The sequence below is a fragment of the Streptomyces sp. NPDC085524 genome (genome assembly GCF_044541755.1).
Lineage (GTDB): Bacteria > Actinomycetota > Actinomycetes > Streptomycetales > Streptomycetaceae > Streptomyces.
Map to the genome: position 1 here is coordinate 83,716 of NZ_JBITTH010000005.1, position 23,668 is coordinate 107,383.

Below are 23,668 nucleotides of genomic sequence, written 5' to 3' on the forward strand. Positions count from 1 at the left end.
TCCCCCTCGAAGGGGAACCCCCTCCCCCGCCCGGGGGAGGAACCGCCCCCTCCACCGCCTCACAAGCACCGCGTCACGAGCGCCGCGTCACGACCGCCGTCTCACATGCGCCGCGTGACCACCGACAGCCGGTCCCGCGCCTCGAACAGCGCCGCCTTGATGACCTGTTCGTGCCCCGGCGTCAGCCGGGCCACCGGCACCGAGCAGCTCACCGCGTCCCGCGCCGGAGTCCGGTACGGGATCGCCACCCCGAAGCAGCGCAGCCCGAGCGTGTTCTCCTCCCGGTCCACCGCGTACCCCTGCTCCCGGACCAGCGCCAGCTCCTCGATGAGCCGCTCCCGGTCGGTGACGGTGTGCTCGGTGACCGCCTCCAGCCGCCGCGGCAGCAGCCCTCGTACCTCTTCGTCCGTGTGCGTGGCCAGCAGCGCCTTGCCGAGCGCCGTCGAGTGCACGGGCAGCCGCCGTCCCACCCGGGTGAAGGGCCGCAGGTAGTGCTGGGACTGGCGGGTGGCCAGGTACACCACGCTCGTCCCGTCCATCCGCGCCAGGTGGATGGTCTCGGTCGTGTCGTCGGAGAGCCGGTCCAGGGTGGGCCGGGCGGCGGCGACGACCTCGTCCCCGTCGATGTACGAACTGCCCACGAGCAGGGCCCGTACGCCGATGCCGTACCGCGTGCCGGTGGCGTCCGTCTCCACCCAGCCCAGGTTCACCAGCGTGCGCAGCAGCATGTACAGGCTGGACTTGGGCAGCGAGAGGTCGTTCTGGATGTCGGCCAGGCTGTGCAGCCCGGGCCGCGCCGCGAAGTGCTCGAGCAGCAGGACGGTCCGGACCGCCGATTTGACCGCCGCTCCCTGGGCGGGCGCTCCCTGGGCCTGCGCCCCCTGGGCCACCGTCCCCTGCGCCGCCACCGCCTGCGCCGGCGGCCCCGCCTCGGTCGTCGTCATGGGCGCGCTTCCCCTCTGGTCGCCTCCGGCCGCATCCGATCGCCCCTTGTCACGCGGAGGACGCGGAAATAGAGTCCGCAGCAGATGTGATCATTCATCCACCGGAACGGCGTTCAGAATACTGAACGATCCAGGAGGCAGCGGGCCATGACAGCGACACCAGTCTGGAGTGTGGACCCCCGCACCGGGAAGCAGCGCGAGCAGGTTGCGGTGGAAGCCACCTCCCAGGAGGTGGACGAAGCCGTACGGGCCGCCCACGCGGCCCGTGGAGCCCTCGCCGACGCCACCGCCCGCGCCGCCTTCCTGCGGGCCGCCGCGGCGCTGCTCGACGAGTCCGCCGCCCACGTCATCGAGGCCGCCGACGCGGAGACCGCGCTCGGCCCCGGCCGTCTCACCGGCGAACTCGCCCGCACCACCGGCCAGCTGCGCGCCTTCGCTGACGCCGTGGACGAGGGGGCGTACCTCGACATCCGCATCGACCGCGCCGACCCCACCCTGAGCCCGCCCCGCCCCGAGCTGCGCCGCTACAAGGTGCCGCTCGGCGTGGTCGCGGTGTACGCGGCCTCCAACTTCCCGCTGGCCTTCTCCGTCCCGGGCGGGGACACCGCGAGCGCCCTCGCCGCCGGCTGCCCGGTGGTCGTCAAGGCCCACCCCGACCACCCGGCCACCTCGGAGCTGTGCGCGTCGCTGCTGCGCCGCGCGGCGGTCGAGTCCGGGCTCCCGGCCGACGTGGTGCGCGTGGTCCACGGCTTCGACTCCGGGCTTGCGCTGATCCGGCACCCGCTGGTGGCGGCGGCCGGCTTCACCGGCTCCGTCCGGGGCGGGCGCGCCCTGTTCGACGCGGCCGCCGCGCGGCCCGTGCCGATCCCCTTCCACGGCGAGCTCGGCTCCCTCAACCCCGTCGTGGTCACCCCGGCGGCGGCGGCCGAGCGCGCGGAGGAGATCGGCATCGGGCTCGCGGGCTCGGTCACCCTCGGGGTCGGCCAGTTCTGCGTGAAGCCCGGCCTGGTGCTGGTGCCCGAGGGCGCGGACGGCGACCGGCTGACCGGCGCGCTGACCAAGGCGCTCGGCGAGACCGAGCCGGGGGTGCTGCTCGACCACCGGATGCGGGAGAACTTCATCGCGGGGGTGCGCGAGCGCGCCGCGCTGACGGGGGTCGGCACGCCCGTCACCCCGGGCTCGGGCGGGGAGCACACCGTCGGGGCGGGATACCTGACCGTGCCGGCGCGGCGCCTGCTGGAAGGCGGGGCGTACGAGCTCCTGCTGGAGGAGTGCTTCGGCCCGGTCACCGTGGTCGTCCGGTACGCCGACCAGCTCGAGGCGGGCGGGGTGCTCGGGCTGCTCCCCGGGAACCTGAGCGCCACCCTCCAGTTGTCGGCCGCCGAGACCGAGGGCGCGCCGGGCCCGGCCTCCGAGCTGATCGGGCAGGTCACGGGGCTGGCGGGCCGGATCGTGGTCAACGGCTGGCCGACCGGTGTCGCGGTGGCCCAGGCGCAGCACCACGGCGGCCCGTACCCGGCGGCGACCTCCCACTCGACGTCGGTCGGCGCGACCGCGATCGAGCGCTGGCTGCGCCCTGTGGCGTACCAGTCGGTCCCCGACGCCCTCCTCCCGGCGGAGCTGCGCGAGGCCAACCCGCTGGGACTGCCGCGCCGCGTGACGGGCGGCTGAGCCGGGCGCGCAACTCCCGGCGGAACGCACTCCCGGCGGGCACGCTCCCGGCGGAACGCATTCCCCTCGGGAGGCACCCCCGATAGAGGGCACCCCCGGCGGCACCCGCCGCCGGGGACCCGGCCCGCGACGGCCTCCGGCGGCCCGCGGCCGCCCCGCCCTCCCCGGGGCCGGCCGCCGCCCGTAAACCCGTTGCCCGCCCCGCCCGCCGCGGGGCACGCTCCGGGGTATGCCCAAGCCGCACGGTTTCACGTACGAACGCCACAGGGACGACTCCGTCGTCATCACCCACCGGGGCCGCTCCGCCGCCACCCTCCGCGGGAGCCGGGCCGAGAAGTTCCTGGCCGAGGTGGAGGCCGGGGACCCGCAGCTCGTGATGGCCCGCTGGACGGGCTCGTACAAGTTCGGCAACGAGCGCACCGCGCGCAACCACCCCCGCAACGGCAACCGGCGCTGAAATCTCGCCGCGGGTAAGGGAACGGCAAAGCCCCTCCGGTCGTTCTCCGGGCATGACCGCTATGACCCCTGGTTCGAACCTGCCGCTCAATGCCGTCCGTGTGACGGTGGACGTGGCCGCGCCGGTGCGCCTCGACGTGTCGGCCCTGCTCCTCGCGGCGGACGGCAAGGTGCGCTCCGACGCCGACTTCATCTTCTTCAACCAGCCTTCCGGGCCCGGTGTCGGATACCGGTCCGGCGGGGGTGCGGCGCCGGACTCGATCACCGTCGACACGGGCGCGCTGCCGCCGGGCATCGAGCGGATCGTGGTCACGGCCAGCCCCGATGCCGCCGGGCAGACCTTCCAGGGCATCGAGCCCACCGCCACCGTGCGCAACGCGGACGCCGGCTCGGTGATCGCCACCTTCACCCCGCCGCAGCTGGGCACGGAGACCGCGCTCGTCGTCGTCGAGGTCTACCAGCGCGGCGGCGCGTGGAAGGTGCGCGCCGTCGGCCAGGGGTACGCGAACGGACTCGCCGGCATCGCCACCGACTTCGGGGTCTCCGTGGAGGAGGAGCCGGCCCCGGCCGCGGCGCCCGTCGCCCCGCCCGCGCCCCCGGCACCCGCCGCACCCCCGTCCCCGCCCGTCTCCTACCCGCCCTCCCCCTGGCTCGGCGGTGCCACGACGCCCGCCCCGGCGGCGCCTCCCGCTCCCCCCGCCCCGGTCCCCGCCGCCGCCCCGGCGGGCGCCGGGAAGATCAACCTGGACAAGGGCCGGGTCAGCCTCCAGAAGAACCAGACCGTCTCCCTGGTCAAGGGCGGCCGCCCACTGCTCTCCCAGGTCAAGATGGGCCTCGGCTGGGAGCCCGCCTTCGGCGGCCGGGCCATCGACCTCGACGCGTCCGTGATCGCCTACGGCCCGCAGCGCAACCACATCGACAGCTGCTACTTCGGCAAGCTGTCCATCCTGGGCGGCGCCGTGAAGCACTCGGGGGACAACCTCACCGGCGACGGCTCGGGGGACGACGAGGTGATCGTCGTGGACCTGGGCCGGCTCCCCGCGGACACGACGGGCCTGGTGTTCACGGTCACCTCCTTCTCCGGCCAGAAGTTCACCGAGGTCGCCAAGGCCTACTGCCGCCTGACCGACGCGGCGAGCGGGGAGGAGCTGGTGCGCTTCGACCTCACCGGCGCGGAGCCGCAGACCGGGGTCATGATGGCCAAGCTGATCAAGCAGTTCTCCGGGGAGTGGGAGATGACGGCCATGGGACAGTTTGTGAAGTCGCGCACATATCGCGGCATGGTCAAGCCCGCCGCAGAAGCACTCTGAGCAGGTGGGCGGGCACATGGAGCCACCGGGAGGCGTACCGGGTGATGGATGCCACGCGTAATCCGGAGGTGGCTGTCAGTGCCCGCCCGTAGCCTTGAAGGCATGAAGCAGTCACTCACCCCCGCGGGGCCCGCCCGCCCGTCCGCCGCAGAGGCGAACGAGGCGATACGGCACCTTGTCGAGACCCGGGTGGACGGCGACTGGCCCTCGGAGGCGTACGAGTTCCTGCTCGCCGAGTGGGCCGAGGCCTCCCGCGCGGAACTCGCCGCCTCCCAGTAGGCGGCCCGGAGCCCCCTCGGGGGGCCCGGCGACCGCGGGGCGTCAGCGCGTGCGCCGCCACGGCCCGGTGATGGCCAGCATGATGCCCGGGTCCTGGATGTTGGCGTACAGGGTGCGCCCGTCCGGCGAGAAGCAGACACCGGTGAACTCGGAGTACTCCGGCTCCTCGGGCGTCCCCATGTTCATCTCGTTGCGGGCGAGCGGGTAGGTGCGGCCCGATTCGGTCGCGCCGAAGAGGTGCTGGAGCCCCGAGCCGTCCTCCGCGATGACGAGGCCGCCGTACGGGGACACGGTGATGTTGTCGGGGCCGTCGTAGCCGCCCTCCGCCGACGGGTCCGCGTTGACCCCGAGCAAGACGGTCAGCCGGATGGTGCGCCGCTTCGGGTCGTAGAACCACACCTGGCCGTCGTGGGCCGCGCCCGGGCTCTCCTCACGGGCGTACGAGGAGACGAAGTACGCGCCGCCGTCCGCCCACCACATGCCCTCCAGCTTGCGGGCGCGCGTCACCGTGCCGTCCGCGAACTGCTTGCGCACCGGCACGGTCCGCGCGTCGCGGTCCGGCACGTCCACCCAGTCGACCCCGTAGACGGTGCCGATCTTCGTGGCGCGCGAGAGGTCGTCCACGAACAGGCCCGAGCTGTCGGTGCACTTGGGGGCCTGGAGCACCCCCGCGTCGGCGGCGAGCGTACGGAGCTTGCCGCGCCCGTGCCGGAAACCGGCCGGCGGGGTCCAGCGGTAGAGCAGCCCGTTGGGGCCCGAGGCGTCCTCGGTCAGGTAGGCGTGGCCCTGGCGCGGGTCGATGACGACGGCTTCGTGGGCGTACCGGCCGAAGGCCTTGATCGGCTGCGGGTCGCGGTTGGCGCGGCTGTCGTGCGGGTCGACCTCGAAGACGTAGCCGTGGTCCTTGGTCATGCCGTTCTTGCCGGCGAGGTCCTCGTTCTCCTCGCAGGTCAGCCAGGTGTCCCAGGGGGTGGCGCCGCCCGCGCAGTTGGTCGACGTACCGGCGATGCCCACCCATTCGGCGACCTCGCCGCCGCGGCGCACCTCGACGACCGTGCAGCCGCCGGCCGCGGCCGGGTCGTAGACGAGGCCTTCGGTGAGCGGGACGGGGTGGACCCACTTCGACCGGGGGCCCTTGAGCTCGTGGTTGTTGACGAGGAGGGTGACCCCCCGGTGGCCCGCGAAGGCGGCGGTGCCGTCGTGGTTGGACGGGGTGATCTCGCCGGACTCCAGGGTGGTGACCCCGCTGTGGGTGATCACGCGGTACGTGAATCCGGCGGGGAGGGCGAGGATGCCGGCCGGGTCGGGGACGAGGGGGCCGTAGCCGGGCTCGCAGGGCCGCCCGCGCTCGTCGCGCGCCTCGCCCTCCTCGGCCGCCAGCGCCCCGGGGGCGGTGGCGAGTGCGCCGACCGTCCCGGTGAGGGCGAGTCCCGCACCGGCGATCACGGTGCGGGCGGTGAAGTCTCTGCGGCTGAGCGGCATCGGGTCTCCAGGGGTGGGGAGGTGGTGCGCCTGTCGTGCGGTCGTCGGCGCACACGCTCCCGCCCGCACGTGAACGGCGGCTGAACTACCCGCGAAGCGGAGCCGACCCCTTCCCCATGGACGGAATGGCCAACTCCGGACCAGGAACGGCGCGTTGTCGACACCTTGCCCGAACACCCACCCGCGCCGCCGACACCTCGGACACCGAGGCGTGTCGCATCTCCGGAAACGGAGACAAGGACGGAGACGGAGACGGAGAGGGAAACGGAAACGGCCGGCCCGGCGCCATGGGGCGCCGAGCCGGCCGAGAAGGGGCGGTCCGGCCCCGGTCCCTTCCTCAGTCCGTGCCGAACTCCATCGCGGCGCGGTCCAGCATCTCCTCTTCGCCGGAGACCTCGCCGCGGGAGGCGATGGCCTCGGCGCCACCCTCCGGCAGGGTGCCGATCAGCCCGGTCGCAGCGGCCTGGGCGGCGCCGATGGCGGGGCTGCCGGTGCCGATCAGGCCGAGGCCGGCGTACTGCTCCAGCTTGGCCCGCGAGTCGGCGATGTCGAGGTTGCGCATGGTGAGCTGACCGATCCGGTCCACCGGGCCGAACGCGGAGTCCTCGGTGCGCTCCATGGACAGCTTGTCCGGGTGGTAGCTGAACGCCGGGCCCTTGGTGTCGAGGATCGAGTAGTCCTCACCGCGCCGCAGCCGGAGGGTGACCTCGCCGGTGACGGCCGAGCCGACCCAGCGCTGGAGCGACTCGCGCACCATCAGCGCCTGCGGGTCGAGCCAGCGGCCCTCGTACATGAGGCGGCCGAGGCGCCGGCCCTCGTTGTGGTACTGCGCGAGGGTGTCCTCGTTGTGGATCGCGTTGACGAGACGCTCGTACGCGGCGTGCAGCAGGGCCATGCCCGGGGCCTCGTAGATGCCGCGGCTCTTGGCCTCGATGATCCGGTTCTCGATCTGGTCCGACATGCCCATGCCGTGGCGGCCGCCGATGGCGTTGGCCTCCATCACCAGGTCGACGGCGGAGGCGAACTTCTTGCCGTTGATCGTCACGGGGCGGCCCTGGTCGAAGCCGATCGTCACGTCCTCGGTGTCGATCTGGACCGAGGGGTCCCAGAACCGCACGCCCATGATCGGCTCGACGGTCTCGACGCCCGTGTCGAGGTGCTCCAGGGTCTTGGCCTCGTGGGTGGCGCCCCAGATGTTGGCGTCGGTGGAGTACGCCTTCTCGGTGCTGTCACGGTAGGGGAGGTCGTGGGCGAGCAGCCACTCCGACATCTCCTTGCGGCCGCCGAGCTCGGTCACGAAGTCCGCGTCGAGCCAGGGCTTGTAGATCCGCAGGTGCGGGTTGGCGAGCAGACCGTAGCGGTAGAACCGCTCGATGTCGTTGCCCTTGAAGGTCGAGCCGTCGCCCCAGATCTGCACGTCGTCCTCGAGCATCGCCCGGACGAGCAGGGTGCCCGTGACGGCGCGGCCGAGCGGCGTCGTGTTGAAGTAGGCGCGCCCGCCGGAGCGGATGTGGAACGCACCGCACGTGAGCGCGGCCAGGCCCTCCTCGACCAGCGAGGCGCGGCAGTCGACGAGGCGCGCGATCTCGGCACCGTAGGTCTTGGCGCGGCCGGGCACCGAGGCGATGTCGGGCTCGTCGTACTGGCCGATATCGGCGGTGTAGGTGCACGGGACTGCACCCTTGTCGCGCATCCAGGCGACTGCGACGGAGGTGTCGAGGCCGCCGGAGAAGGCGATGCCGACGCGTTCGCCGGCGGGCAGGGAGGTGAGGACCTTGGACATGGAAAGAGTATGCACCAAACCGCATATTCATGCAAAGCGGGGGTGTGGATCCGCGGAGCCGCCCGGGCTCCCGACCGGAACCGCCGACTCCATCCCGGGGCCGATCCTGAACCGCCGACTCCATCCCGGGGCCGATCCCGAATCACCGGCTCCGCCCCGCGGCCGAGCCGGAATCACCGGCTCCGCCCCTGGGCCGACCGGATCAGGACTGCCGGGAACGCGCCTTGAACGCCGCCTTCCGGGCCTCCTTCGCCGCCTTCCTGTCCGGGTGCAGCCGCCCCATCGCCTCCAGGACGTACGCCGTGGCCGGGTGGTCCACCCGCCACACCTGGTCGAAGAAGCCCGCGTGGTGGGCGGTCAGGGTCTCCATCAGCAGGGGCAGCTCCTCGGTCTCCCCGTCCGCGGCGAGCTGCGCGGCGATCGTGTCGACCGTCAGCCAGAACACCATGGCCCCGTCCGGCGCCGGTACGTCGGCCACCCCGTGCTCGGCCAGCCAGACCCGGGCGAGCCCGCCGAGCTCCGGGTCGCCGAGCACGGCACGGACCACGGGCTCGGCCTCCGGACCGGCCGGTGCGAGGGCCTGCTGGCAGCGCAGCCGGCGCAGCGGGGCGTCCTCGTCGTCACCGCGCGCCGCGGCCAGCAGCTCGGCGACGGCGGCGGGCAGTTCACGGCCGGCCAGCCACTGTTCGATCTCGGCCTGGGCGGCGCTCTCCGGGTAGCGGGCGACCCCGTCGAGCAGCGCGTCGGCGCCCTTGTCGGCGAGGTCTCCGACTGCGGGGGCCTCGACCCCGGCCTCCATCATCCGGGCCCGGATCCCGTACCGGCCGAGCGGGGTCAGCCGGACCATCCCGTAGCGGGAGACGTCCTCCTCGTCCCCGCCGCCCGCGCCCCCCGGCTCTTCGGCCTCCGCCATCAGGGCCTCGTCGACCGGCTGGTACTCCACGAGCCCGATCGGCTCGAGCTGCCGGAACTGGTCGTCGAGCCGCATCATCGCGTCCGACACCTGCTCCAGCACGGCGTCGGTCGGGTCGCCCATGCCGTCGGGCACGACCATCGACGCGGCGAGCACCGGGAGCGGAACCGGCCCGTCCGCCGTCCCGCCCTCGGCGACGGTGAGCAGGTAGAGGTTGGCGAGGACCCCGTCGAGGAAGTCGGCCTCGCGACCGGGGTTCCAGTCCAGCCGGTCGAAGTCGATCTCGCCGCCCGCGTCCAGCGCGTCGACGAGGTCGTCCAGGTCGGGTACGGCGGCGTCGGCGAGCACCGTGTCGAGGGCGGCCAGCCACAGGTCGAGCACGTCGGCGGGCGCACCGCCGGCCACCAGGGCGAGGTCCTCGCCGGGCAGGGCGGTGCCGGTACCCGTCTCGCCGTCCTGGCCGTCCGCTCCCTCCAGGCCTTCCCCCTCCGGCTCGGTCACGTCGACCAGCCCGGTGTCGACGGCCACCCGCCAGGCCTGGCTCGCGTGGGCGACGGAGTCCGCGTCGGAGACGTCGAGTCCGAGGGCCTGGGCGGCCAAGGGCAACTGGTCGGCGGCGAGTTCGCCGCCGATCTCGATGCGGGTGTCCGGTCCGGCCCAGCGGGCGAGCCGCACGGCCCGGGCGAACAGCGGTGCGACGAGGGCGTCGCGGGCCAGTTCCGCATCGGCGGGCAGCCGTACCGGCGGCAGCGTGGGGTGCGGCTCTGCGGACATGGGGCGGTTCTCCTCGCGAAGCGAACGCAGTGGGGTGACCGGTGGGGCGGACCGGGAGGGCCGCTTCGGGGCGCCCGGTCGACCGGCCGGCCAGTGGGCCGGAAGTCCCAGCCTAGACGCATTTCGGGCGCACCTGGCGCCCCATCATCTTTGGTTCATCCCACAGTCAACCGGCGTATTCCCTGGAGGGCTTGACAACTTTGCACGCCACACAGGAAATTGACGCGCGTAGACATGTCGGGATCCTGGGGCCGCAACCCCCGCGGAGCCCCATGCCCACCCCCCTTCTGCGTTTTCCCTCATCCCACACCGGAGTTCCCGACCATGCGCTCCTCGCATCCCCGTTCCGCCGCCGTCGCGGCCCTCGTCGCCACCGCACTGGCCACCGGCCTGCTCGCGGGCTCCGCCGACGCGGCCGAAGGCGCCGTGTCCGCCGATCCGATACGCATCCACGACATCCAGGGCACCACCCGGATATCCCCGCTGGCCGGCAAGCAGGTCGCCGACGTGGCGGGCATCGTGACGGGTGTCCGCACCTACGGTTCGCGCGGGTTCTGGATCCAGGACCCGGACGCCGACGACAACGACGCCACCAGTGAGGGCATCTTCGTCTTCACGAGCTCGGTCCCCACCGTCGCCGTCGGCGACGCGGTCAAGGTCTCCGGCACGGTCGGCGAGTACGTCCCGGGCGGCCTGACCTCCGGCAACCAGTCGGTGACGCAGATCTCGAAGCCGACCGTCACCGTGGTCTCCTCGGGCAACGCCCTGCCCCAGGCCGTCCAGATCAACGAGTACTCGGTGCCCGCCGAATACGCCCCCGCGGGCGACGCGGCCGCCGCCGGCAGCATCAACGGCCTGACCCTGGAGCCCTCGCGCTACGCCCTGGACTACTACGAGTCCCTCGAGGGCATGAACGTGGCGATCGGCACCTCGCGCGTGGTCGGCGCCACCGACCCGTACGCGGAGCTGTGGGTCACGGTGAAGGGCTGGGAGAACGCCGCCAAGCGCGGCGGCACGGTCTACGGCTCGTACGAGTCCCAGAACACCGGCCGCCTCCAGATCCAGCAGCTCGCGCCGCTCGCGCAGCAGCCCTTCCCGGTGGCCAACGTCGGCGACCGGCTGACCGGCACCACCGAAGGCCCGCTGGACTTCAACCAGTTCGGCGGCTACACGCTGGTGGCCCGCACCCTCGGCACCGTCAAGGCCGGCACCCTCGCCCCCGAGAAGACCAAGGCGCAGAGCGCGGGCGAGCTCGCGGTGGCGACGTACAACGTCGAGAACCTCGACCCGACCGACCCGCAGGAGAAGTTCGACAACCTCGCCAAGGCGGTCGTCGAGAACCTCGCCTCCCCCGACATCCTCGCCCTGGAGGAGATCCAGGACGACAACGGCGCCAAGAACGACGGCACCGTCTCCGCGGAGCAGACGCTGGCCAAGTTCACCGCGGCGATCTCCGCCGCGGGCGGCCCGGCCTACCAGTGGCGCAGCATCAACCCGGAGGACAAGAAGGACGGCGGCGAGCCCGGCGGCAACATCCGCCAGGTGTTCCTCTTCAACCCCGCCCGGGTCTCCTTCACCGACCGCGCCGCGGGCGACGCGACGACCGCGAACGGTGTCGTGCAGGAGAACGGCCACGCGGCCCTCACCCACTCCCCCGGCCGGATCGACCCGGCGAACCCGGCGTGGGCCGACAGCCGCAAGCCGCTGGCCGGCGAGTTCGTCTTCCGCGGCCGGACCGTCTTCGTGATCGCCAACCACTTCGGCTCCAAGGGCGGCGACGAGGGCCTGACCTCGCACCACCAGCCGCCGGTGCGCAAGTCGGAGGAGAAGCGGCTCCTCCAGGCGCAGGCCGTGAACGGCTTCGTCAAGGAGCTCCTGGCGACCGAGAAGAACGCGAACGTCCTCGTCCTCGGCGACATCAACGACTTCGAGTTCTCCGCGACCACGCAGGCCCTGACGGACGGCGGGGCGCTGTACCCGGCGATCAAGTCGCTGCCGAAGACGGAGCGGTACTCGTACGTCTACCAGGGCAACGCGCAGGTGCTGGACCAGATCCTGACCAGCCCGTCGATCAAGAACTTCAGCTACGACAGCGTGCACATCAACGCGGAGTTCTCGGTGCAGAACAGCGACCACGACCCGCAGGTGCTGCGCTTCCGCCCGTAGCCGCAGGACCGCAGGGGGTCCGGCCGCCGTCCCGGCCGGACCCCCTGCCACAATCCCGTCATGATCTTCCGTGAGGCCACGCGCCAGGACCTGCCCGCCGTACTCGCCCTGCTGGCCGACGAGGACGAGGTCGTGGACCCGGCCTCGGTCGTGGTCGACGGGGCGAGCGAGCGGGCCTTCGCGTCCATCGCGGCGGACGCGCGCAACGAGATGCTGGTCCTGACCGACGGCCCGGACGGGACGGACGCCCCGGACGCGGTCGTCCTCGGCTGCCTCCAGCTGACGTACATCCCGGGCCTGGGCCAGGGAGGGCGGGAGCGGGCGCTGGTGGAGGCGGTACGGGTCCGCGCGGACCGCCGCGGCGAGGGGCTCGGCGCGGAGCTGATGCGGCTGGCCGTGGTGCGGGCCCGCGAGCGCGGCTGCGGCCTCGTCCAGCTGACCAGCAACAAGCGGCGCACGGCCGCCCACCGCTTCTACGAACGGCTGGGCTTCGCGCGCAGCCACGAGGGCTTCAAGCTGTCGCTGGCGGAGCGACCTGACGCAAAGTAGGGCCTTTCGGCCCTGGCGTGACGCTCACCACATCCCTACCGAATCGACCGGTTGTGGTGTTGAGTATCCCCACGCCCGATCTTGCATCCTCGTTTGGAGGACCGCGTGTTCCCCTCCATCTCCCTCGCCCAGGAGATCGGCCTCGCCGTCCTGCTGGTCGCGGCCATCGTCTGGTTCGTCGGCCTCGGCCACATGCTGTGGGACAGCCGCTTCCACCACCCCGAGCCGGGCGCCTTCGACGGTCTGGCGGTGATCCCGGCCCAGCGCGGCGCCGCCGCGCACCCGATGGAGGCGGTGGAGCTGACCGAGGCGGAGAAGGAGGCCTTCGCGGGCCTGGTCCGCAGGATCCCGTTCAGCTGACGCCTCGCACACGCCGGCAGCGCCCTCCCACCCCGAGCGGGTGGGAGGGCGCTGCCGTGACCGGCCGCCCCGCCCGGGGCGGCCGGTCACGGCGAAAACCAGGCCGGTGCGACGCGGCGCGGCCGCTACGATCCGCGCATGACGTCACACCGGGCGGATGCCCCGTAGACCCCCGCGCAGCCTGCGGGCCGCCGCACCCGGCGGCCGCGGCGCCACCGCGACGAGCACGCTGCTCCTCAGCGCCTGCCCCGGCCCGCCGGTGTGCACGGCCGTGCACACCTTCCTGTTCGTCGACGGGCTCGACCTGGTGGCGCGCAGCGACAGCAGGATGGCGGGCATCGACCCGGTCCTGCTCCTGCGCCCCGGCGGACCGCTCCAGCCTGCGGATTCGCCGCGTACGGTGGACGTGGCGGCCCTGGTGCGGCCCGGGCAAGGGCCGGAGACGCTCTCCCTCCGGATCCGGCTGCGGGGCGGGACGGTCATCTGGTCGGACCTGATGTACCCGGGCCGCGACGGCGGGGTGGTCGGGGAGGTCCGCTTCCGTGCGGAGCAGTACCTGGGCGAGATCGACCGGGCGTACGCGGCGGCCCGGAACGCGGCTGAGCGCCCTCCCGCGGTACGGCCGCGGAAGGGCGCTCAGTGCTGACGGGGTGCGGCCGCCGCCCGCGGCCGGGCCGGGGGCGGGTGCGGCAGGGCGTCAGTTGTGGCTGTGCAGGACCTCGTTCAGGCCGCCCCAGTTCGCCTTGTACGGGCGGGCCTCGACGGCGCCGGTGGTGGAGTTGCGGCGGAAGAGGATGTTGTCGGCGCCGGACAGCTCCAGCGCCTTGACGACCTGGCCGTCCGGCAGGGTGACCCGGGTGCCGGCGGTGACGTACAGGCCGGCCTCGACGACGCACTCGTTGCCGAGGGCGATGCCGATGCCCGCCTCGGCGCCGATCAGGGTGCGCTCGCCGATCGAGATGATCTGCTTGCCACCGCCCGAGAGGGTGCCCATGGTGGACGCGCCGCCGCCGATGTCGGAGCCGTCGCCGACCACGACGCCCGCGGAGATGCGGCCCTCGACCATGGAGGTGCCGAGCGTGCCGGCGTTGAAGTTGACGAAGCCCTCGTGCATGACGGTGGTGCCCTCGGCGAGGTGCGCGCCGAGGCGGACCCGGTCGGCGTCGGCGATGCGCACGCCCTTGGGGGCGACGTAGTCCGTCATCCGCGGGAACTTGTCGATCGAGGTGACCTGGAGGTGCAGGCCCTCGGCGCGGGCGTTGAGGCGGACGGTCTCGACCTGGTCGACGGCGACCGGGCCCAGCGAGGTCCAGGCGACGTTGGTCAGCAGGCCGAACACGCCGTCGAGGTTCTGGCCGTGCGGCTTGACCAGGCGGTGGCTGAGCAGGTGCAGGCGCAGGTACGCGTCGTGCGCGTCCAGCGGCTTGTCCTCCAGGGAGGCGATCACGGTGCGGACGGCTACGACCTCGACGCCGCGGACCGCGTCCGTACGGATCGCCTTGGCCGCGCCGGCGCCGAGGAGCTCCACGGCCTGCTCGGCGGTGAGGCGCTCGGTGCCGGCCGGGCCGGGCTCGGCGACCAGCTCGGGGGCGGGGAACCAGGTGTCGAGGACGGTGCCGTCGGCGGTGATGGTGGCAAGTCCGGCGGCGACGGCGCCGGTGGTACGCGTAGCAGTCATGCCCGAAACCTAACCGGCGACGGCCGCCCTGGGCGAACCGGTCTCATGTGCCGGTCTCGCGCGTCGCCGCGCCCCCCGCACGCCCATGGCCAGCACGGTTGCCCCGGCTGCCGCGCCGAGTGCCGCGCACAGGGGCCACAGCAGGCCGGGCGCCGCCGCGTACAGGGCCCCGCCGAGCGGTCCTGCGAGGACGACACCGCTGACGGACACGCCTGCGTACAGGCTCTGGAACCGGCCGATGGCGTGCTCGGGCGACTCGTCGGCGACGTACGCGGTGGCGGTGGTCTTGTAGAGGATCTCGCCGAGCGTGAGCAGCACCATCATCGCGATCGTGCTGGCGGCTCCCACCCCGAGCAGCAGCATCGCGTAGCCGCCGCCCACGAGCACGAGTCCGGTGCCGATGACGTGCAGCGGGGAGCGCCGGCGCAGGGCGAGTGCGGCGGGGATCTCCAGGAGCATGATGACGGCGCCGTTGATCCCGATCAGCAGCCCGTACGCGCGGGTGTCCATGCCGTGGTCGGCGAGGAAGACCGGGAACGTCGTGTAGTGCTGCCGGTAGACGAGGTCGATGACGACGATCGCGCCGAGCAGCACGAGGACGGCCGGCCTCGCGCGCAGTTCCTGCCAGAGCCCTCCGCGGCCCGGACCCCCTTCGGGGGCCGTGGAAGGGGCCTTGGGCGCGCGCCGGGACGACCCGGGCGGTCCAGACGGCGAAGAAGAGGGTGCCGAGGCCGTCCGCGACGAAGAGCCAGCCGTACGAGAGCCCGGTCGCGATCAGGGCCCCGAGGGGGGCGCCCGCCGCGAAGCCCGCGTTGGACAGGCAGCGGGTGACGGCGAAGGCCTGGCGCCGGGAGCCCTCCGGCACGGTGACGGCGACCAGCGCGGAGTTGGCGGCGCGGATCACCCCGGAGGCGTACTGGGCGAGCGGCAGCACGAGGGCGAGCAGGCCGGTGGGGACCGTCGGCAGGACGATCAGGGCGGCGCCGCCGAGCGCGGAGGCGGTGAGCAGCACGCGGCGGTGGCCGAAGCGGTCGCCGTACCAGCCGCCGGTGAAGTTACCGGCGACCAGGCCGATGCCTCCGATGCCGACGACGAGGCCCGCCTGGGCGGGGCCGAGGCCGCGCGTGCCGGTCAGGTAGAGGAAGACGAAGACGAAGGTGAAGCTGACGACGGCATTGACGAAGATCCCCGCAGCCAGCAGCCACACGACCCGCGGTACGTCCTTGAACCCCTGCAGCACATCCATGTCCCCCGCGTTCTCTGATCCACTTAGTTAGTTCCCTTTAGGAACGGACTATGTCAGCATGACAGCCTTGGGTCAACGGAAAAGGAGTCCCATGGCCCAGCGCACGCACCTCGGCGACGCCGACTGCTCCATCGCCCAGGCCCTCGAAGTCGTGGGCGACTGGTGGACGCTGCTGATCGTGCGCGACACCGCGCGCGGCCTGCACCGGTTCGACGAGCTCCAGCGCGAGCTCGGGATGTCCCGCAAGGTCCTCACCGAACGGCTGAAGCTGCTCGTCGAGGCCGGGGTGCTCTCGCGCGAGCCGTACCAGGAGCGCCCGGTGCGGCACGAATACCGGCTGACCCCGCGCGGGCGGGGGCTGCTGCCGGTCCTGGTCGCACTCCAGGACTGGGGAGACGCCTGGATCCTGGGAGAGGGAGAGATGACGGCGACGACGCAGGAGGCCTCGAAGGAGGCGGAACGGGTGCACGCGCTGCGCGGCACGCGGATGCCGGAGCTGCTGCTGCCGGACCGTTTCGGCGAGCTGCGCGACCCGGTGGCGGACACCCCGTTCACGGTCCTGTACTGCTTCCCGGCCGCCTACGCGCGCGCCGAGTCCTACCCGCCCGGCTGGGCCGGGATCCCGGGCGCCAAGGGCTGTACGTTCGAGTCGTGCACGTACCGCGACCAGCTCGCGGAGTTCACGGCGGCCGGCGCCACCGTACACGGGGTCTCCACGCAGCGGCCCGACGAGCAGCGCGAGTTCGCGGAGAAGGAGGGGCTGCGGTTCCCGCTGCTCTCGGACGCGGAGCTCGGCCTGACGGCGGCGCTGCGGCTGCCGACGTTCCGCGCGGCGGGGACGAGCCGGCTGAAGCGGCTGACGCTGGTGCTGGACCGGGAGCGGGTGGTCCGCGAGGTGATCTACCCGATCCGGGACATCGAGGCCTCGGTGGCCGCCGCCCTGACCGCGGTCCGCACCCCGTCCTGACGACCCCTGGGCCCGGCCCGTCCTGACGACCCCGGCACGCCGCCGGGCGGGCCGTGCACCCGGGCCGGAGCCCTGGCCACGGCCGGAGCCGTGGCCGAGCCGGGGCCGATGCGCGGAGCGCTTCCCCGGCCCGCCCTTCCACCGTTCCCCGGGCTCCGCCCGGACCCGTCATGGTGCTCCGCCCCAGACCCCGCGCCTCGAACGCCGGAGGCGAACCAGCCTGTCCGGCGCGTGAGGACCGGGGTCCGGGCGGCCGGCCCCCGGCAGCGGCGCGCCCGCTAGACCGGCCCCAGGACCCGGCTCAGGATGTCGCGGGCGTACCGCTCGTCGTACTCGGCGTCCGTCAGGAGGACCTGGAGGCTGATGCCGTCCATGACGGCGACCAGCGCGCGGGCCGTGACCGGATCGGTCCGGGGGGCCAGTGCCGCCACGACCGACTCGCACCACTCCGCCGCCACCGGCCGCAGCGCCGGCCGGCGCAGGGCCGCCAGGTAGAGCTCGTACTCCAGCTCGGCGCGGCCTCGGTCGGCCGCAAGGAACTCCCCCAGCAGCCGGGCCAGCGCCCCCGCGAGATCATCGCCCTCCCGCACCTCCAGGGCCGGGGCGGAGCCCTCGTTGGCCTGGCGCAGCGCCGCGACCAGCAGGTCGTCCAGGGTCTTGAAGTGGTACGTGGTCGACCCGAGCGGCACGTCGGCCTCCGCGGCCACGCTGCGGTGGCTCAGCCCCGCGATGCCCTTGGCGCCCACCACCCGGATCGCCGCGTCGATGATCCGCTGCCGCCGGTCGGGGTCGTAGCGCCGCACGCCCGGGGGCATCAGTGCGCCCCGCCGAGGTTCAGCAGGACCACGCCGGCGATCACCAGGACCAGGCCCGCGACCTTCGCGGCGGTGGCCGCCTCCCCCATGAAGAGCATGCCGATGGCGGCGATGGCGGCCGTGCCGACGCCCGCCCAGATCGCGTACGCCGTGCCCACCGACATCGACTTCAGCGTCTGCGCGAGCAGGGTGAAGGCGATCACGTAACCGAGCAGCGTGCCCAGCGACGGCCAGAGTTTCGTGAAGCCGTCGCTGTACTTCATCGCGGTGGTCCCGGCGACCTCGGCGGCTATGGCGGCGGCAAGCAGTACGTAGGGCATACGTGCGAGTGTACGGGCGTACGCATCGTTGCGTACACCCGTACACATCGAGGCCTAGCCGAGCGTGAACCAGGCCGCGCGGGCCTTCTTCCACTCGGGGTGCGTCAGGTCCTTGGCCTCGATGCCGTCCCCGTACAGGTCCGCCGAGCCGCTGTCCGTGATCAGCTGCACCCGCGCGCCCGCCACCGACAGGTCGGGCACCTCCACGATGGCCTCCCAGCCGCCCGGGTCGGTGGTCGGCAGGTCGGTCCGCTTGACGGGCGCGTGGCCGGGGACGCCGTCCCACTGGTAGAGCGCGTACGGGTCCGAGTTGTCGTCGGCGGCCCAGGAGCCCGCCAGGATCAGGTACTGGTTCTGCGCGTTCTTGCGGATGTCGCGGACCGACAGCCCGCCGAGGTCCAGCTCGATCGGCGATCCGACGACCGCCTTGGCCCCGGTCGCCAGGACCTGGTCGAAGTTGGTGACCGGCACGATCAGGGCCTTGCCGCCGAGCACGGCCGGGGCCAGCGGGGCGCGGAAGCCCACGTAGGCCGTGGTGGTCGAGCCGGGGGCGAACTCCAGCCCCTCCACGTTGAACCCGTCGATCTGCTTGGGCGCCTGCCCCGTCGCCGTGCCGGCCGCGAAGCCGTACCGGTTCCCGTTCGCCACGTCCCAGGCCACCAGGTCGTCGCGGAGCTTCTTGTACGAGCGCCCGTAGGCGAGCTGGGTGCCCGAACCCGAGCCGGTCACCGTCGTGGTGAACACGGTGTTGCGGGGGGCCTTGTACTCGCCGTCCTTGTTGTTGCCGAGCGAGCCGGTCCAGTAGATGGTGTTGCCGATCCGGGTCGCGCCCTCGATGTCCACCTCCTTGGTGACACCGAGCTGGGAGCTGAAGTCCCAGGTGCGCACGGGGGCTGCGGAGCCGGAACGGTCGTACAGGCGCAGCACGTTCGACTCGTCGTCCGCGACGACCGTGTAGCCGCCGCCGACGTCCACGGCGGCCGAGGAGTCCGAGGCGCCGCTGAAGTAGCGGGCGTCGGCCGGGTTCTGGACGGCCGCGGAGGCGGCGTAGGAGAGGGTCTTGGTGGCGGTCTTGCCGCCGAGCCCGGTGACCTTGATCGTCAGGTTGGTGTAGCCGCGGCTGTGCGCCGTGACGGCCAGCCGGCGCACGGCCCCGGTGCCGGTCACCGTGACGTCGCCGGTCCCGGCGACGGAGGCCTTGCTGGAGGCGGACGCGCTGACGGTCAGGGCGGAGACGTCGGCGCCGCTCTGCCCGACGGTGACGTCGACGGTCTGGTCGCCCACCCCGCCCACGGATCCCGACAGGTAGCCGGCGGACAGCGCGATCGTCGGGGTCCCGTAGGTGACCGCGTGTGCGGGCATGACCGTCGCGGCGACGATCAGTGCGGCGATTCCCGCGGCACTCGCGATACCGAGCTGCTTCTTCAAGGCGTCCTCTCCCTCACGGCGCTCGCCGTGACGACCGTCGAGAAGATTCGGCCACCGTGGCCAACTCCCGGTGCACGTCACTTGGCGGTCCGGAGAACAGCGAGGGCCCCCGGCACGACCGTGCCGGGGGCCCTCGGAGCAGGCGCTGGATCAGACGTTGAAGCCGAGCGCGCGGAGCTGCTCACGACCGTCGTCCGTGATCTTGTCCGGGCCCCACGGCGGCATCCAGACCCAGTTGATCCGGAGTTCGCTGACGATGCCGTCCGTCGCCGACTTCGCCTGGTCCTCGATGACGTCCGTCAGCGGGCAGGCCGCCGAGGTCAGGGTCATGTCGAGGGTGGCGATGTTCGCGTCGTCGATGTGGATGCCGTAGATCAGGCCCAGGTTGACGACGTCGATGCCCAGCTCGGGGTCGACCACGTCGTAGAGGGCCTCGCGGACCTCCTCCTCGGTGGCCGGCTTGGTCGACGCCTCGGGCGTCGCGTTCTCGGTCATGCCGTCTTCCTCTCCGCGTCGCCCAGAGCCTGGGCCGTCGCGTCCTTCCACGCCATCCAACTCAGGAGAGCACACTTCACACGAGCCGGGTACTTGGAGACGCCGACGAACGCGACCGCGTCCTCCAGCACCTCCTCCATGGCCTCGTCGGGCTCGATCTTGCCCTTGGACTGCATCATCTCCAGGAACACGGCCTGGATCTTCTGCGCCTCGGCCAGGTCCTTGCCGACCAGCAGCTCGTTGAGCACGGACGCGCTGGCCTGGCTGATGGAGCAGCCGTTGCCCTCGTACGAGACGTCCGTCAGCGTCTCGCCGTCGTACTTCACGCGAAGCGTGATCTCGTCGCCGCACGTCGGGTTGACGTGGTGCACCTCGGCGTCACCGTCGCGCAGGCCACGCCCGTGCGGGTGCTTGTAGTGGTCCAGGATCAGTTCCTGGTACATCGAATCCAGCTTCACAGCGTCCTCGTCCTGTCAGCCGAAGAAGTTCCGTACGTGCTCCAGCCCGTCGATCAGCGCGTCGACCTCGGCGGGAGAGGAGTACAGGTAGAAAGACGCTCGCGTGGTCGCCGGAATTCCGTACCGCAGGCAGACCGGGCGGGCGCAGTGGTGTCCCACGCGGACCGCGATGCCCTGCTCGTCCAGCACCTGGCCGACGTCGTGCGGGTGGATGTCGCCCAGCACGAAGGAGATCGCGGCGCCGCGGTCCTCGGCCGTGGTGGGACCGATGATCCGCAGGTCGGGCACCTCGGCGAGCCGCTTGATCGCGTACTCGGTGATCGCGTGCTCGTGAGCCGCGATCTTGTCCATGCCGATCGCGGTCAGGTAGTCCACGGCCGCGCCGAGGCCGACGGCCTGGGCGATCGGGGGCGTACCCGCCTCGAACTTGTGGGGGGCCGGCGCGTAGGTCGAGGCGTGCATCGACACGGTCTCGATCATCTCGCCGCCGCCGAGGAACGGAGGCAGGTCCTCCAGGAGCTCCTGGCGGCCCCACAGGACGCCGATGCCGGTCGGGCCGCACATCTTGTGGCCGGTGAAGGCCACGAAGTCGGCGCCGAGCGCCTGCACGTCCAGCGGCATGTGCGGAGCGGCCTGCGAGGCGTCGATCAGCACCAGCGCGCCGACGTCCTGGGCACGCCGGACGATCGCCTCGACCGGGTTGACCGTGCCCATGATGTTGGAGACCAGCGTGAAGGAGACGATCTTCGTCTTCTCCGTGATGACCTCTTCGATGTTGGACAGGTCGAGCCGGCCGTTGTCCGTGAGGCCGAACCACTTCAGCTTCGCGCCGGTGCGCTGCGCCAGCAGCTGCCACGGGACGATGTTCGAGTGGTGCTCCATCTCGGTGATGGCGATCTCGGTGTCGCGGTCGACCCGGTAGGGCTCGTCGGCCCAGCCGAGCATGTTCGCGACCAGGTTGAGCGACTCCGAGGCGTTCTTCGTGAAGATCACCTCGTCGCGGCTCGGCGCGTTGATGAAGGCGGCGACCTTGTCGCGGGCGCCCTCGTACAGTGCCGTGGCCTCCTCGGCGAGCACGTGCACGCCGCGGTGGACGTTGGCGTTGTGCCGTTCGTAGTAGGCGTTCAGCGCGTCGAGCACCTGGCGCGGCTTCTGCGAGGTCGCAGCGTTGTCCAGGTAAACGATCTTCTTCCCGTCGTGGACCACACGATCCAGCAGGGGGAAGTCCTTGCGGATCGCCTCGATGTCGAGGAGGCCGGGCAGCTGTGTCACGCGGTCGCGCCACCCTTCACGTACTTGTCGTAGCCCTCGTTCTCCAGCTGGTCGGCGAGCTCGGCGCCGCCGGACTCGGCGATGCGGCCGTTCGCGAACACGTGCACGAAGTCGGGCTTGATGTAGCGCAGGATGCGCGTGTAGTGGGTGATCAGCAGCGTGCCGACCTCACCGGACTCGCGGACGCGGTTGACGCCCTCGGAGACGATGCGCAGCGCGTCGACGTCCAGGCCGGAGTCGGTCTCGTCGAGGATCGCGATCTTCGGCTTGAGGAGCTCCAGCTGGAGGATCTCGTGGCGCTTCTTCTCACCGCCGGAGAAGCCCTCGTTGACGTTGCGCTCGGCGAAGGCCGGGTCCATCTGGAGCTGCTCCATCGCGGACTTGACCTCCTTCACCCAGGTGCGCAGCTTGGGGGCCTCGCCGCGGATGGCGGTGGCGGAGGTGCGCAGGAAGTTGGAGACCGAGACGCCGGGGACCTCGACCGGGTACTGCATGGCGAGGAAGACGCCGGCGCGGGCGCGCTCGTCGACGGACATCTCGAGGACGTCCTCGCCGTCGAGGGTCACCGTGCCGCCGGTGATCGTGTACTTCGGGTGACCGGCCAGCGAGTACGCCAGCGTGGACTTGCCGGAGCCGTTCGGACCCATGATGGCGTGCGTCTCACCCTGCTTGACGGTGAGGTCGACGCCCTTGAGGATCTCGCGGGCGCCGTTCTCGGCCTCGACGGAGACGTGCAGGTCGTGGATTTCAAGCGTTGCCATGGATACCTCAGGACTCCTGGGTGAGGGAGACGAGCACGTCGTCCCCTTCGATCTTTACGGGGTAAACGGGTACGGGGCGCGTCGCGGGCAGACCCGAGGGCTTGCCGGTGCGCAGGTCGAAGGCCGACCCGTGCAGCCAGCACTCGATCATGCAGTCCTCGACTTCGCCCTCCGAGAGGGAGACGTTCGCGTGCGAGCAGATGTCGTTGATCGCGAACACCTCCCCGTCGGTGGAGACGATCGACACCGGCGTGCCGTCGAGTTCCACCCGCTTGGGGGTGTTCTCTTCCAGCTCGCTCAGCGTGCAGACCTTGAGGTACGTCATCAGACGGCCGCCGCCAGCTCGGCCTCGATCTTCGCGATGAGGCGCTCCTCGATGTCGGCGACACCGATCTGCTGGACGAGCTCGGCGAAGAAGCCGCGCACGACCAGGCGGCGGGCCTCGTCGGCCGGGATGCCGCGGGCCTGGAGGTAGAAGAGCTGCTCGTCGTCGAAACGGCCGGTGGCGGAGGCGTGGCCGGCGCCGACGATCTCGCCGGTCTCGATCTCCAGGTTCGGCACCGAGTCGACCCGTGCCCCGTCCGTGAGGACGAGGTTGCGGTTCATCTCGTAGGTGTCGGTGCCCTCGGCGGTCTTCTCGATGAGCACGTCACCGATCCAGACGGCGTGGGCGTCCTGGCCCTGGAGCGCGCCCTTGTAGACCACGTTGGACTTGCAGTGCGGGGCGTCGTGCGTGACCAGGAGGCGGTGCTCCTGGTGCTGGCCGGCGTCCGTGAAGTACAGACCGAGCATCTCGGCCTCGCCGCCGGGGCCCGCGTAGCTGACGCGCGGGTGCAGGCGCACCAGGTCGCCGCCGAAGGTGACGACCACGGACTTGAAGCTCGCGTCGCGGCCGACCAGGGCGTTGTGCTGCGAGGTGTGCACAGCGGTGTCGTCCCAGTCCTGGACGGACACGAAGGTCACCTTGGCGCCGTCGCCGACGAGGATGTCGACGTTGGCGGCGCGCACGCCGTCACCGGTGTGGTCGATCACGATGGTCGCCTCGGCGAACGGCTTGATGTCGAAGACGGTGTGACCGAAGGTCGTGCCGCCCTCGCCGTGCAGCGCGACCCGGATGGGCTCGGCGAGCACGGTCTCCTTGGGCACGGTGACGACCGTGGCCTTGGCGAACGAGGAGAAGGCCTGCGCCGAGACCCGGTCGACGGGGGTGCCGGCCTTGCCGATCCGCTCGTCGTCACGCTCGACGGACTCGACGGTCACGCCGTCGGGCGCCTCGATCTGGGCCTTCATGGTGCCGTTGGCGACCGCGGTGCCGTCGTGCAGGCCCTTGAGGCGGGCCAGCGGGGTGAACCGCCACTCCTCCTCGCGGCCGTTCGGTACCGGGAAGTCGGCCACGTCGAAGGACGGGGGCGCGCTCATCCGGGTGGCGACGGTGGACTCGGCGGCCACCGCAATCGCGCCGGCGGTGGTGGAGCCCGCCGGAATGTTCTGAGCCTCAGCCATGGCTGTCGTGTTGCTCTCTTCCTACGTAAAGACTGGTC

At 72.1% G+C, this 23,668-nt stretch carries 23 protein-coding genes and 1 pseudogene; 9 read left to right on the forward strand and 15 right to left on the reverse strand.

Annotated elements, in window-relative coordinates:
- Positions 1-101 precede the first annotated feature (101 nt).
- Positions 102-944 carry an IclR family transcriptional regulator gene (locus ACIGFK_RS09100; protein ID WP_376660002.1) on the reverse strand — a complete coding sequence of 281 codons (843 nt, stop codon included), beginning with the start codon at positions 942-944 and terminating at the stop codon, positions 102-104.
- A gap of 147 nt (positions 945-1,091) precedes the next feature.
- Between ACIGFK_RS09100 and ACIGFK_RS09105 the strand changes: the two genes are divergently transcribed.
- The 4 genes from ACIGFK_RS09105 (at position 1,092) to ACIGFK_RS09120 (ending at position 4,660) form a co-directional block, all read left to right on the forward strand.
- Positions 1,092-2,615, forward strand: a complete 1,524-nt coding sequence (locus ACIGFK_RS09105) for an aldehyde dehydrogenase (NADP(+)) (RefSeq protein ID WP_376660003.1) — start codon at positions 1,092-1,094, stop codon at positions 2,613-2,615.
- Between the two features lie 229 nt (positions 2,616-2,844).
- Positions 2,845-3,072: a hypothetical protein gene (locus tag ACIGFK_RS09110; RefSeq protein WP_376660004.1), complete on the forward strand. Its 228-nt coding sequence runs from the start codon at positions 2,845-2,847 to the stop codon at positions 3,070-3,072.
- Between the two features lie 52 nt (positions 3,073-3,124).
- Positions 3,125-4,381 carry a TerD family protein gene (locus tag ACIGFK_RS09115; RefSeq protein WP_376660005.1) on the forward strand — a complete coding sequence of 419 codons (1,257 nt, stop codon included), beginning with the start codon at positions 3,125-3,127 and terminating at the stop codon, positions 4,379-4,381.
- Positions 4,382-4,483: 102 nt separating this feature from the next.
- Positions 4,484-4,660, forward strand: a complete 177-nt coding sequence (locus tag ACIGFK_RS09120; RefSeq protein ID WP_376660006.1) for a hypothetical protein — start codon at positions 4,484-4,486, stop codon at positions 4,658-4,660.
- Positions 4,661-4,702: 42 nt separating this feature from the next.
- On the opposite strand, the gene ACIGFK_RS09125 is transcribed toward ACIGFK_RS09120, so the two are convergent.
- The 3 genes from ACIGFK_RS09125 to ACIGFK_RS09135 all read right to left on the reverse strand — a co-directional run bounded on the left by ACIGFK_RS09125 (position 4,703) and on the right by ACIGFK_RS09135 (position 9,612).
- Positions 4,703-6,142, reverse strand: coding sequence for an alkaline phosphatase PhoX (locus tag ACIGFK_RS09125; RefSeq protein ID WP_376660007.1), 1,440 nt, complete (start codon positions 6,140-6,142; stop codon positions 4,703-4,705).
- Between the two features lie 337 nt (positions 6,143-6,479).
- Entirely contained in the window at positions 6,480-7,925 is a 1,446-nt protein-coding gene (argG, locus tag ACIGFK_RS09130; RefSeq protein ID WP_376662099.1) for an argininosuccinate synthase, read from the reverse strand.
- Between the two features lie 202 nt (positions 7,926-8,127).
- Positions 8,128-9,612 (reverse strand): hypothetical protein, encoded by a 1,485-nt coding sequence (locus ACIGFK_RS09135; protein ID WP_386465316.1) that lies wholly within the window; start codon positions 9,610-9,612, stop codon positions 8,128-8,130.
- Positions 9,613-9,936: 324 nt separating this feature from the next.
- On the opposite strand from ACIGFK_RS09135, the gene ACIGFK_RS09140 reads away from it, so the two are divergent.
- The 4 genes from ACIGFK_RS09140 to ACIGFK_RS09155 all read left to right on the forward strand — a co-directional run bounded on the left by ACIGFK_RS09140 (position 9,937) and on the right by ACIGFK_RS09155 (position 13,333).
- Positions 9,937-11,778, forward strand: coding sequence for an endonuclease/exonuclease/phosphatase family protein (locus tag ACIGFK_RS09140; RefSeq protein WP_386465313.1), 1,842 nt, complete (start codon positions 9,937-9,939; stop codon positions 11,776-11,778).
- A gap of 60 nt (positions 11,779-11,838) precedes the next feature.
- Positions 11,839-12,327: a GNAT family N-acetyltransferase gene (locus ACIGFK_RS09145; protein ID WP_386465310.1), complete on the forward strand. Its 489-nt coding sequence runs from the start codon at positions 11,839-11,841 to the stop codon at positions 12,325-12,327.
- A gap of 105 nt (positions 12,328-12,432) precedes the next feature.
- Complete coding sequence (locus tag ACIGFK_RS09150) at positions 12,433-12,687, forward strand: hypothetical protein (protein ID WP_376662103.1); 255 nt, start codon at positions 12,433-12,435, stop codon at positions 12,685-12,687.
- 157 nt (positions 12,688-12,844) lie between these two features.
- Positions 12,845-13,333 (forward strand): hypothetical protein, encoded by a 489-nt coding sequence (locus tag ACIGFK_RS09155; RefSeq protein ID WP_376662079.1) that lies wholly within the window; start codon positions 12,845-12,847, stop codon positions 13,331-13,333.
- 51 nt (positions 13,334-13,384) lie between these two features.
- Here the strand turns inward: ACIGFK_RS09155 and dapD are convergent, their stop codons facing one another.
- On the reverse strand, positions 13,385-14,365 hold the full coding sequence (dapD, locus tag ACIGFK_RS09160; protein WP_376662078.1) for a 2,3,4,5-tetrahydropyridine-2,6-dicarboxylate N-succinyltransferase: 981 nt from the start codon (positions 14,363-14,365) through the stop codon (positions 13,385-13,387).
- A 9-nt stretch (positions 14,366-14,374) separates the two neighbouring features.
- Positions 14,375-15,611: pseudogene (locus tag ACIGFK_RS09165) on the reverse strand (MFS transporter).
- 91 nt (positions 15,612-15,702) lie between these two features.
- Between ACIGFK_RS09165 and ACIGFK_RS09170 the strand changes: the two are divergent.
- Positions 15,703-16,578: a winged helix-turn-helix transcriptional regulator gene (locus ACIGFK_RS09170; RefSeq protein ID WP_376662076.1), complete on the forward strand. Its 876-nt coding sequence runs from the start codon at positions 15,703-15,705 to the stop codon at positions 16,576-16,578.
- Positions 16,579-16,856: 278 nt separating this feature from the next.
- On the opposite strand, the gene ACIGFK_RS09175 is transcribed toward ACIGFK_RS09170, so the two are convergent.
- The 9 genes from ACIGFK_RS09175 to sufD all read right to left on the reverse strand — a co-directional run bounded on the left by ACIGFK_RS09175 (position 16,857) and on the right by sufD (position 23,630).
- Positions 16,857-17,393: a TetR/AcrR family transcriptional regulator gene (locus tag ACIGFK_RS09175; RefSeq protein WP_376662075.1), complete on the reverse strand. Its 537-nt coding sequence runs from the start codon at positions 17,391-17,393 to the stop codon at positions 16,857-16,859.
- Complete coding sequence (locus ACIGFK_RS09180) at positions 17,393-17,713, reverse strand: DMT family transporter (RefSeq protein ID WP_376662074.1); 321 nt, start codon at positions 17,711-17,713, stop codon at positions 17,393-17,395. The genes ACIGFK_RS09175 and ACIGFK_RS09180 overlap by 1 nt, the downstream gene beginning before the upstream one ends.
- 54 nt (positions 17,714-17,767) lie before the next feature.
- Positions 17,768-19,075 (reverse strand): DUF3616 domain-containing protein, encoded by a 1,308-nt coding sequence (locus ACIGFK_RS09185; protein ID WP_376662080.1) that lies wholly within the window; start codon positions 19,073-19,075, stop codon positions 17,768-17,770.
- 216 nt (positions 19,076-19,291) lie between these two features.
- Entirely contained in the window at positions 19,292-19,636 is a 345-nt protein-coding gene (locus tag ACIGFK_RS09190; RefSeq protein ID WP_356513768.1) for a metal-sulfur cluster assembly factor, read from the reverse strand.
- Positions 19,633-20,094 carry a Fe-S cluster assembly sulfur transfer protein SufU gene (gene sufU / locus ACIGFK_RS09195; RefSeq protein WP_376659675.1) on the reverse strand — a complete coding sequence of 154 codons (462 nt, stop codon included), beginning with the start codon at positions 20,092-20,094 and terminating at the stop codon, positions 19,633-19,635. Before sufU ends, ACIGFK_RS09190 begins: the two co-directional genes overlap by 4 nt.
- 15 nt (positions 20,095-20,109) lie before the next feature.
- On the reverse strand, positions 20,110-21,366 hold the full coding sequence (locus tag ACIGFK_RS09200; protein WP_376659674.1) for a cysteine desulfurase: 1,257 nt from the start codon (positions 21,364-21,366) through the stop codon (positions 20,110-20,112).
- Complete coding sequence (gene sufC / locus ACIGFK_RS09205; RefSeq protein ID WP_030027085.1) at positions 21,363-22,127, reverse strand: Fe-S cluster assembly ATPase SufC; 765 nt, start codon at positions 22,125-22,127, stop codon at positions 21,363-21,365. The genes ACIGFK_RS09200 and sufC overlap by 4 nt, the downstream gene beginning before the upstream one ends.
- 7 nt (positions 22,128-22,134) lie before the next feature.
- The gene (locus ACIGFK_RS09210) at positions 22,135-22,452 is read right to left on the reverse strand and encodes a bifunctional 3-phenylpropionate/cinnamic acid dioxygenase ferredoxin subunit (protein WP_376659673.1); all 318 of its coding nucleotides are present in this window, start codon (positions 22,450-22,452) and stop codon (positions 22,135-22,137) included.
- Positions 22,452-23,630: a Fe-S cluster assembly protein SufD gene (sufD, locus tag ACIGFK_RS09215; protein ID WP_376659672.1), complete on the reverse strand. Its 1,179-nt coding sequence runs from the start codon at positions 23,628-23,630 to the stop codon at positions 22,452-22,454. The genes ACIGFK_RS09210 and sufD overlap by 1 nt, the downstream gene beginning before the upstream one ends.
- Positions 23,631-23,668 lie beyond the last annotated feature (38 nt).

Bases quoted from the DNA above. Each gene is read 5' to 3' on its own strand.
- ACIGFK_RS09145 (WP_386465310.1), top strand. From the start codon at position 11,839: ATGATCTTCCGTGAGGCCACGCGCCAGGACCTGCCCGCCGTACTCGCC.
- ACIGFK_RS09210 (WP_376659673.1), bottom strand. From the start codon at position 22,452: ATGACGTACCTCAAGGTCTGCACGCTGAGCGAGCTGGAAGAGAACACC.
- ACIGFK_RS09135 (WP_386465316.1), bottom strand. From the start codon at position 9,612: ATGTCCGCAGAGCCGCACCCCACGCTGCCGCCGGTACGGCTGCCCGCC.
- ACIGFK_RS09115 (WP_376660005.1), top strand. From the start codon at position 3,125: ATGACCGCTATGACCCCTGGTTCGAACCTGCCGCTCAATGCCGTCCGT.
- ACIGFK_RS09190 (WP_356513768.1), bottom strand. From the start codon at position 19,636: ATGACCGAGAACGCGACGCCCGAGGCGTCGACCAAGCCGGCCACCGAG.
- ACIGFK_RS09185 (WP_376662080.1), bottom strand. From the start codon at position 19,075: ATGCCCGCACACGCGGTCACCTACGGGACCCCGACGATCGCGCTGTCC.
- ACIGFK_RS09170 (WP_376662076.1), top strand. From the start codon at position 15,703: ATGGCCCAGCGCACGCACCTCGGCGACGCCGACTGCTCCATCGCCCAG.
- ACIGFK_RS09140 (WP_386465313.1), top strand. From the start codon at position 9,937: ATGCGCTCCTCGCATCCCCGTTCCGCCGCCGTCGCGGCCCTCGTCGCC.
- ACIGFK_RS09155 (WP_376662079.1), top strand. From the start codon at position 12,845: ATGCCCCGTAGACCCCCGCGCAGCCTGCGGGCCGCCGCACCCGGCGGC.
- ACIGFK_RS09175 (WP_376662075.1), bottom strand. From the start codon at position 17,393: ATGCCCCCGGGCGTGCGGCGCTACGACCCCGACCGGCGGCAGCGGATC.
- dapD (WP_376662078.1), bottom strand. From the start codon at position 14,365: ATGACTGCTACGCGTACCACCGGCGCCGTCGCCGCCGGACTTGCCACC.
- argG (WP_376662099.1), bottom strand. From the start codon at position 7,925: ATGTCCAAGGTCCTCACCTCCCTGCCCGCCGGCGAACGCGTCGGCATC.
- ACIGFK_RS09125 (WP_376660007.1), bottom strand. From the start codon at position 6,142: ATGCCGCTCAGCCGCAGAGACTTCACCGCCCGCACCGTGATCGCCGGT.
- ACIGFK_RS09100 (WP_376660002.1), bottom strand. From the start codon at position 944: ATGACGACGACCGAGGCGGGGCCGCCGGCGCAGGCGGTGGCGGCGCAG.
- sufD (WP_376659672.1), bottom strand. From the start codon at position 23,630: ATGGCTGAGGCTCAGAACATTCCGGCGGGCTCCACCACCGCCGGCGCG.
- ACIGFK_RS09105 (WP_376660003.1), top strand. From the start codon at position 1,092: ATGACAGCGACACCAGTCTGGAGTGTGGACCCCCGCACCGGGAAGCAG.
- ACIGFK_RS09120 (WP_376660006.1), top strand. From the start codon at position 4,484: ATGAAGCAGTCACTCACCCCCGCGGGGCCCGCCCGCCCGTCCGCCGCA.
- sufC (WP_030027085.1), bottom strand. From the start codon at position 22,127: ATGGCAACGCTTGAAATCCACGACCTGCACGTCTCCGTCGAGGCCGAG.
- ACIGFK_RS09180 (WP_376662074.1), bottom strand. From the start codon at position 17,713: ATGCCCTACGTACTGCTTGCCGCCGCCATAGCCGCCGAGGTCGCCGGG.
- ACIGFK_RS09110 (WP_376660004.1), top strand. From the start codon at position 2,845: ATGCCCAAGCCGCACGGTTTCACGTACGAACGCCACAGGGACGACTCC.